Source organism: Exiguobacterium sp. s39 (assembly GCF_018618925.1).
Classification (GTDB): Bacteria; Bacillota; Bacilli; order Exiguobacteriales; family Exiguobacteriaceae; genus Exiguobacterium_A; species Exiguobacterium_A abrahamii.
This window is the reverse complement of record NZ_JACSNA010000012.1, coordinates 1-796: the sequence shown is the minus strand read 5'-3', so window position 1 is coordinate 796 and position 796 is coordinate 1. Positions and strand designations below refer to the sequence as shown.

Genomic DNA, 796 nt, shown 5'->3' with positions numbered 1-796 from the left:
GTTCCCATGCCGAACACGGAAGTTAAGCACTTGAACGCCGAAAGTAGTTGGGGGCTTCCCCCTGTGAGGATAGGACGCTGCCAGGCGATACATATGGAGGATTAGCTCAGCTGGGAGAGCACCTGCCTTACAAGCAGGGGGTCGGCGGTTCGATCCCGTCATCCTCCACCATTTTCATTACACTTGCCGGTGTAGCTCAGCTGGTAGAGCAACTGACTTGTAATCAGTAGGTCGCGGGTTCGACTCCTGTTGCCGGCACCATTTTTATCTTCAATGATCACCAGAATTCAACTATGAATGAAGGTTCTACCTTTTATATCCCTGCCGGGGTGGCGGAACTGGTAGACGCACAGGACTTAAAATCCTGCGGGGGTTTCCCCGTGCCGGTTCGATTCCGGCCCTCGGTACCATTTTCATTTTGATGTTTGCTGTTTGATCCTTATATTCCGCACCCTTAGCTCAGCTGGATAGAGTACTTGACTACGAATCAAGGGGTCGGGAGTTCGAATCTCTCAGGGTGCATTTTCGGGAAGTAGCTCAGCTTGGTAGAGCACTTGGTTTGGGACCAAGGGGTCGCAGGTTCGAATCCTGTCTTCCCGACCATCTTCAATTTCATCCCTTTAATGGGGCCTTAGCTCAGCTGGGAGAGCGCCTGCCTTGCACGCAGGAGGTCAGCGGTTCGATCCCGCTAGGCTCCACCATTTTTTATGACGAACTTTGAAAACTGAACGATGAGGCAAAAATCGTATTCTACGGAATACAAAAACGAATGAAGCGCAAGCTTCGTCAATCGTGA

The 796-nt window shown here is 51.1% G+C and carries 6 tRNA genes and 1 rRNA gene; all 7 read left to right on the top strand.

Features of this window, described 5'->3' with window-relative positions:
- Nucleotides 1-86 (top strand): 5S ribosomal RNA (rrf, locus tag KNQ11_RS16660); the annotation flags it as partial.
- 9 nt (nucleotides 87-95) lie between these two features.
- A tRNA-Val gene (locus KNQ11_RS16655) sits at nucleotides 96-171 on the top strand.
- A 14-nt stretch (nucleotides 172-185) separates the two neighbouring features.
- Nucleotides 186-261 (top strand) — tRNA-Thr (locus tag KNQ11_RS16650).
- Nucleotides 262-323: 62 nt separating this feature from the next.
- Nucleotides 324-410 (top strand) — tRNA-Leu (locus KNQ11_RS16645).
- A gap of 38 nt (nucleotides 411-448) precedes the next feature.
- A tRNA-Arg gene (locus KNQ11_RS16640) sits at nucleotides 449-522 on the top strand.
- Nucleotides 523-526: 4 nt separating this feature from the next.
- Nucleotides 527-603: transfer RNA gene (locus KNQ11_RS16635), tRNA-Pro, on the top strand.
- A gap of 22 nt (nucleotides 604-625) precedes the next feature.
- Nucleotides 626-701: transfer RNA gene (locus KNQ11_RS16630), tRNA-Ala, on the top strand.
- The last annotated feature ends 95 nt before the right edge of the window (nucleotides 702-796 follow it).